This window comes from Microbulbifer donghaiensis (genome assembly GCF_900129095.1).
GTDB classification, from domain to species: domain Bacteria; phylum Pseudomonadota; class Gammaproteobacteria; order Pseudomonadales; family Cellvibrionaceae; genus Microbulbifer; species Microbulbifer donghaiensis.
Genome location: NZ_FQVA01000009.1, coordinates 63145 through 69935, shown reverse-complemented (window position 1 = coordinate 69935; position 6791 = coordinate 63145). Strand labels below are relative to the sequence as shown.

8 protein-coding genes are annotated in these 6791 nt (G+C 55.5%); 3 read left to right on the top strand and 5 right to left on the bottom strand.

From position 1 onward, the window contains the following. Positions 1-79 precede the first annotated feature (79 nt). Positions 80-517, bottom strand: coding sequence for a hypothetical protein (locus BUC36_RS18910; protein WP_143187042.1), 438 nt, complete (start codon positions 515-517; stop codon positions 80-82). 147 nt (positions 518-664) lie between these two features. After that, positions 665-943 (bottom strand): hypothetical protein, encoded by a 279-nt coding sequence (locus BUC36_RS17955; protein ID WP_073277769.1) that lies wholly within the window; start codon positions 941-943, stop codon positions 665-667. A gap of 344 nt (positions 944-1287) precedes the next feature. Here BUC36_RS17955 and BUC36_RS17950 point away from each other — a divergent pair, with 344 nt between their 5' ends. After that, positions 1288-2289, top strand: coding sequence for an integron integrase (locus tag BUC36_RS17950; RefSeq protein ID WP_073277767.1), 1002 nt, complete (start codon positions 1288-1290; stop codon positions 2287-2289). A 98-nt stretch (positions 2290-2387) separates the two neighbouring features. Here BUC36_RS17950 and groL read toward each other — a convergent pair whose 3' ends face one another. The 3 genes from groL to BUC36_RS17935 form a co-directional block, all read right to left on the bottom strand. Continuing rightward, on the bottom strand, positions 2388-4028 hold the full coding sequence (groL, locus tag BUC36_RS17945) for a chaperonin GroEL (RefSeq protein WP_073277765.1): 1641 nt from the start codon (positions 4026-4028) through the stop codon (positions 2388-2390). A 48-nt stretch (positions 4029-4076) separates the two neighbouring features. Further along, a complete protein-coding gene (locus BUC36_RS17940) occupies positions 4077-4370 on the bottom strand; it encodes a co-chaperone GroES (protein ID WP_073277763.1) in 294 nt (97 codons plus the stop codon). A 203-nt stretch (positions 4371-4573) separates the two neighbouring features. Then, the gene (locus BUC36_RS17935; RefSeq protein ID WP_073277761.1) at positions 4574-5068 is read right to left on the bottom strand and encodes an FxsA family protein; all 495 of its coding nucleotides are present in this window, start codon (positions 5066-5068) and stop codon (positions 4574-4576) included. Between the two features lie 154 nt (positions 5069-5222). Here BUC36_RS17935 and cfa point away from each other — a divergent pair, with 154 nt between their 5' ends. Continuing rightward, positions 5223-6371, top strand: coding sequence for a cyclopropane fatty acyl phospholipid synthase (cfa, locus tag BUC36_RS17930; RefSeq protein WP_084536262.1), 1149 nt, complete (start codon positions 5223-5225; stop codon positions 6369-6371). Further along, positions 6372-6773, top strand: coding sequence for a four helix bundle protein (locus tag BUC36_RS17925; protein WP_200797318.1), 402 nt, complete (start codon positions 6372-6374; stop codon positions 6771-6773). Positions 6774-6791: the final 18 nt, after the last annotated feature.

Here is a 6791-nt window from a genome sequence, read left to right as displayed (position 1 = left end):
AGATGATAGTAGTGCTGAATGCGATGGTGAGAGACGGTACTCACTGGGGAGAACGGGACATCAAACTGGCTGCTTGACATCACAGTCGCTTGTTATGCGCCTTAGTTTCAGCCCACTCTAAAGCCCAGCCTTCATGAGCCTTTCCGCGATTGTAAACCACCATTAACGTATTTTCTGACGTTAATATTTCTTGTTGCTCTTGCAGAAAAACTAAGAATACCGCCTTTTCTGAGAGGTCCGGACTTTTGCATGGTTCCGAACTTGGGTAAAAATAGCCCTCGCGTGTGATGTCTCCTTTTAATATTGGAGAAATTGCAGAGTAACGCCACCGAAGATGAGGCGGCCCATCTAAGTGTTCCGCTTCAACATTTGCCAAAAGTACGATCTTTGCTTCTTCATATGCGGAATCGAGAATATCGACTCTATCCAGTGATTTTCGCTCGCCACAATAAATATCAATTGCAAATGTATTTCCACTAAAGCTCAGTGCTAGAAGAAACTGAATTATTCTAATCATGCTCTCGCCGCATAACGCCCACGGCAGGGGCGGCTTACCTTATGTGTGTTTTGCGCGAAAATGGGAGCGAAGCGACCGCGCAAAACGTGCATAAGGTAAGCCGTCCCGCGGAGGCCCGAAAGGCCGGAGCTTCACTGCCCGTGATTGTTATGTTTGATCTCGCTGCGTAGCCTCTAAATATACAGTTCTTTGACGATAACTCTCTTCAAATGCCACCAGCGACGCTAGCAACCCGGCCAAAATAATCCCAAAAGCTGCGTAGACAGCAAACGAAAGCATATATGGCACGGAGATACCAAAATACATTCCAGGAACAATACAGATCGGGACTAAAGCAAGTACAGCAATTGAAATGAAATGCAAAATTTTGACGACCGCAAGTAGCGGCTTCAGGTTTTCGCTTCTGAGATTTTTATAGCTGAACATTTTGCTTTCCTTGGCTTTCTGCTACCGAAACATAACAGTTTATTCAAAGGATGCGTCTTTATATCACCCGTCGTCTATCCGCAGCTCCCAATGTCTTTAGATGAACATAAAAACTTTTAAATTCAATGGGTTAAGAATGCTACTGGATGTTCTTGATCTTTGAAACCAAGACGTGTCGTGTTTTCACATGACTATTATCCGAACTGATCATAAGTGGAATCCCTTTTAAGTCAATAATTTAGGGTTTTTCTGCGGTGGATAGACGACGTATCTCTTGATCCTGGGAGTTGACTGCCGCCTTAACGGTGAAATACTGTATATAAAACCAGTTTGGAGGCTTTTTCATGGACGACATTCGCCACCAGATCCCAAAGAATAAGTCTGGGCGTTTCATTCAGCAGCTACGGTTACATATCAGAGAGGCGGGCCTTTCCTACCGGACTGAACAGACTTACGTACATTGGGTGAAGCGATTTGTGCATTTTCACAGGCTTCGCCACCCCGCCGAAATGGGGAAGACGGAGGTAGAGCAGTTCCTGAATCGCTTGGTGACTGAGCGCGACTGCTCAATTAACACCCAGCGGATTGCGCTTAACGCGTTGGTCTACCTTTACAAACGATTTCTCGGTATGGATACCGATTCGCTGGAGTTCAAGCCGGCACAAAGGAATCGGCGTCTGCCGGTTGTGTACAGCTCCGAGGAAATTCTTGCGATCCTTAAGCATTTGGAGGGGGTATACCGGCTGCAGGTCGAGTTGATGTACGGTACCGGATTGCGAAGTGCGGAGTTGCTTTCCCTAAGGGTTAAGGATGTCGATTTCGGCAGCAATAACATTTATGTGCGATCTGGGAAGGGAGATAAAGACCGCACGACCATGTTGCCACAGGGACTGATCCCAGAGCTCAAGCGGCAAATCCGCCGCGTCGCCCTGCTTCACCGACAGGACCTTTTCGACGGCTATGGTGACGTGTACTTGCCCGGGGCTCTCAATAGGAAGTATCCGTCAGCGGCGCGGGAATTGGGATGGCAGTACCTCTTTCCCGCGTCATCCATTGGAACGGATCCGCGCTCCGGACTTCGGCGGCGGCATCATATGCATCCCACTACACTGACAAAACATGTGCGGGCGGCGGTACGCGCAGCAGGTGTAAATAGACCCGCGCGGACTCATGCTTTCCGGCACAGCTTTGCGGCACACTTGCTCGAGTCAGGATACGACCTGCGTACAATCCAGGAGTTGCTTGGACATGCTGATATCGCCACTACTGAGATCTATACGCACGTAATAAACCGAGGTGGCAAGGGAGTACTCAGCCCGTCCGACCGGCTTCGCTCCCAATCGTAGGCCAATGAGTCGCAGGCTTTTTATCGAGCCCGGTAATTGGCAACGAAAAAGCCCCGCATGTGCGGGGCTTTTCGCTGGGTTAGCCGGATGGGGCTGGCTTACATCATGCCGCCCATACCGCCCATACCACCCATGCCGCCCATGTCAGGCATAGCCGGCTTTTCTTCCGGGATCTCGGAGACCATGGCTTCGGTGGTGATCATCAGGCCGGCGATGGAAGCCGCAGCCTGCAGTGCAGTGCGGGTTACCTTGGCCGGGTCGAGGATACCCATTTCCAGCATGTCGCCGTAAACACCGGTGGCTGCGTTGTAGCCGAAGTTACCTTCGCCCTGCTTGATCTTGTCAACCACAACGGAGGACTCTTCGCCGGCGTTGGCAACGATCTGGCGCAGCGGCATTTCCATGGCACGCAGTGCCGCGGCGATACCGTGGTTCTGGTCTTCGTTGTCGCCAACCACTTTGATGACCTGAGTGGCGCGAACCAGAGCGGTGCCACCGCCAGGTACTACACCCTCTTCCACCGCAGCGCGGGTAGCGTGCAGGGCGTCTTCAACGCGGGCTTTCTTCTCTTTCATTTCGACTTCGGTGGCAGCGCCAACCTTGATCACTGCAACACCGCCGGCCAGCTTGGCGACGCGCTCTTGCAGTTTCTCTTTGTCGTAGTCGGAAGAAGATTCTTCGATCTGGGCACGGATCTGGCTGACGCGGGCTTCGATGTCTTTCACATCGCCGGCGCCGTCCACGATCACGGTGTTTTCCTTGGACAGGGTCACGCGCTTGGCAGTACCCAGGTGCTCCAGGGTGGTGCCTTCCAGCTCCAGGCCAACTTCTTCGGAGATCACGGTGCCGCCGGTCAGGATAGCGATATCCTGCAGCATGGCCTTGCGACGGTCGCCAAAGCCCGGGGCCTTAACGGCGGCAACTTTCACGATACCGCGCATGCTGTTCACAACCAGGGTGGCCAGCGCTTCGCCTTCAACGTCTTCGGCGATGATCAGCAGCGGCTTGGAAGCCTTGGCTACCTGCTCCAGCAGCGGCAGCAGATCGCGGATGTTGGAGATCTTCTTGTCTACCAGCAGGATGAACGGGTTATCCAGCTCGGCAGTCATGTTTTCCTGGTTGGTGATGAAGTACGGAGACAGGTAGCCGCGGTCAAACTGCATACCTTCTACGACGTCCAGCTCGTTTTCCAGGCCGGAACCCTCTTCAACGGTAATGACGCCTTCTTTGCCCACTTTTTCCATGGCTTCGGCGATGATGGTGCCGACGCTCTCGTCGCTGTTGGCAGAGATGGTGCCTACCTGGGCGATGGCCTTGCTGTCGGTGCAGGGAGTGGCCAGGCTGGCGATGTGGTCAACGGCTGCTGCCACGGCTTTGTCGATACCGCGCTTCAGGTCCATCGGGTTGAAACCCGCGGCTACGGACTTCAGGCCTTCGGTCACGATGGCCTGGGCCAGTACGGTGGCGGTGGTGGTGCCGTCACCAGCGGTGTCGGAAGCTTTGGAAGCCACTTCCTTCACCATCTGCGCGCCCATGTTTTCGAACTTGTCTTTCAATTCGATTTCCTTGGCTACGGACACACCGTCTTTGGTCACGGTGGGAGCGCCGAAGGACTTGTCCAGTACCACGTTGCGGCCTTTCGGGCCCAGGGTGGTCTTAACGGCGTCGGCCAGGATGTTTACGCCTTTCAGCATTTTCTGACGAGCGTCGTCACCGAATTTAACTTCTTTAGCTGGCATGATTCTTGTTCCTCAAATTCTTTGTGCGAGTGAAGTAAAAGCGGGGGCTTAGCCTTCCAGCACGCCGTAGATGTCGCTTTCGCTCATGATGATCAGCTCTTCGCCGTCCACCTTGAGGGTGTTGCTGTCGGCGTAGCGGCCGAATACTACGGTGTCGCCTACTTTTACAGACAGGGCGCGAACGTCGCCGTTGTCCAGCAGTTTGCCCTCACCCACGGCTACCACTTCGCCCTGGTTCGGCTTTTCTTTGGCAGCGCCCGGCAGCACGATGCCGCCGGCTGACATGGCTTCTTCTTCCTTACGGCGCACTACGACGCGGTCGTGTAAAGGACGAATTTTCATGGATAAGCTCTCCATTGAGTCGTTTCTTAAGGTTTTTAAAAGGTTCCGGCCTCGCCGGCCGGTGACCAAACGCCCCGCTCTGGCCGGCAGAACCGGGGCAAAATTCAGGCGTGCACCCTATCTATGGGCACGCGAGGGGATTTCAACAGCGGCAGATAAAAAATCTGTGAATTTGAAACGAAATCAGGGCGAGTGATTAAAAATCAGCCAGACTGACCGGGATCATTCTTGTCTTTGCCGTTGGGGTGACCCTTCTCCCGGGAGTAGTCGCCCTCAATTACATCGCGATCGCCGTGGCGCTGATGCTGCTGGCCTGGCGCTCCGTATGGGTCGAAGCCCGGGCGGATGACAACCACGTGCTTCAGGATGCGTCCCAACAGCAGCTGGCGCAGTCCCGGGATCAGACAGGCGAAGCCGAGGGCATCGGTGAAGAATCCTGGCGTCAGCAGCAGCGCGCCGCCCACGGCCAGGAAGATCCCTTCCACCATCTCCCGCGCGGGCAGCTCCCCGGCCTGCATCTTCTGCTGGGCGCGCATCACCGTGGAAAGCCCCTGACGGCGCAACAGCGCCAGCCCCACCACTGCGGTCAGCAACACCAGACCGATGGTCGGCAGGGTGCCAATTTCCCGGCCCACGGTGATCAACAGCCACATCTCGAGGATGGGTACGACGACAAAGATTAGCAGCAGTGGGCGCATGAAAGGGGTCCTGAAAGGGGTCCTGTAGGGGCATTCGCTTGGTGAAACGGGCGAATCCGGGTATTTTCGATATGCTGTATTAAATGAGGAGTGGTGGCAAATACTTCAAGGCGCCGCATTCAACTCAGCGCGGCCGGGAGCAAGGGAGGCTTTGATGGCAAGCGAGCAGCAGGACACCATGGAGGGACCAACTATTGGTCGCAGACGCCACCTGGTGGACGACATTCTGGCGGAGGCCGATATCCGCATCAACGGCGACAGGCCCTGGGATCTGCGCCTGCACCGCGAGCAAGCGCTGGACGAATTCATCGCGCGGCACAGCCTCGGCCTCGGCGAGACCTATATGCGGGGCGATTGGGAAGTGCCGGCACTCGACCAGTTTTTCTACCGCATCCTCAGCGCCGACCTGCCCGGCAAAATCAAGCCGTGGCGCAATGCCTGGCGCATTCTGCGCAGTTACCTGATCAACCTGCAGAGCCGCCGACGCGCATTCGAAGTGGGCGAGCACCACTACGACCTGGGCAATGAGTTTTACCAGGCCATGCTCGATTCCCGCCTGACTTACAGCTGCGGCTACTGGAAGAACGCGGACACACTGGAAGAAGCCCAGACCGCGAAGCTGGACCTGATCTGCCGCAAACTAGGGCTGCAGCCCGGTATGCGGCTGCTGGATATCGGCTGCGGCTGGGGCAGCCTGGTGAGCTATGCGGCGCAGAACTACGGGGTGGAATGCGTGGGAGTAACCGTGTCCCGCGAGCAGAGTGCCTATATCGCCGAACACTATGCGGATCTGCCGATCACGGTGCACCTGCAGGATTATCGCTGCCTGGATCAGCCCTTCGATCGCATCGCCAGTGTCGGCATGTTCGAACACGTGGGGCGCAAGAACCACCGTACCTTTATGCATGTCGCCAAGCGCTGCCTGGAGAAAAGCGGCCTGTTACTGCTGCACACCATCGGCAAGAATCAGCGCCGCTCCACCACGGATCCCTGGATCGACCAGTATATTTTCCCCAACGGCGACCTGCCCTCCGCGGGCCAGATCGGCGATGCCGCCAACGACCTGCTGACCTGCGAGGATCTGCACAATTTTGGCAGTGATTACGACAAGACGCTGATGGCCTGGCATGAAAATTTCGAGAAAAACTGGGCGCACTTTGCCGACCGCTACGGCCAGCGCTTCTACCGCATGTGGCGCTACTACCTGCTGTCCTGCGCCGGTTCCTTCCGCGCGCGGCATATCCAGCTGTGGCAGTGGATGTTCTCCGACAGGTTGCCGGGCGGTGTGGAGCGGGTGTCTTGAATGCGGAATGATGAATGCGAAATGCGGAATAATTGGGATATCACTGAACGGACCAAGTGCTTCGCACTGCGAATAATCCGGCTTTATTCCAGCTTGCCGAAGTCCACACAAGCGCAGGTTATCGGCAAGCAGCTATTGCGCTCGGGAACATCGGTTGGCGCACATATCAGGGAGGGCAAACGCAGCCGTTCGGATGCGGAAATGATCAGCAAGATCGAAGTCGCGCAGCAAGAGTTGGAAGAAACCATTTACTGGTTTGAGTTGCTTGTTGGCTCTAATTTAGTCGAGGCGGATCGGCTAACTGGCCTTGCTCAGGAAGCCAATGAGCTGCTCGCCATCCTTGTGAGCAGCTCAAGAACCATTAAGCAGCGAAAACGGGGTTCAGTGAGATCCGAGTGCTGAACGCCTTATTCCGCATTC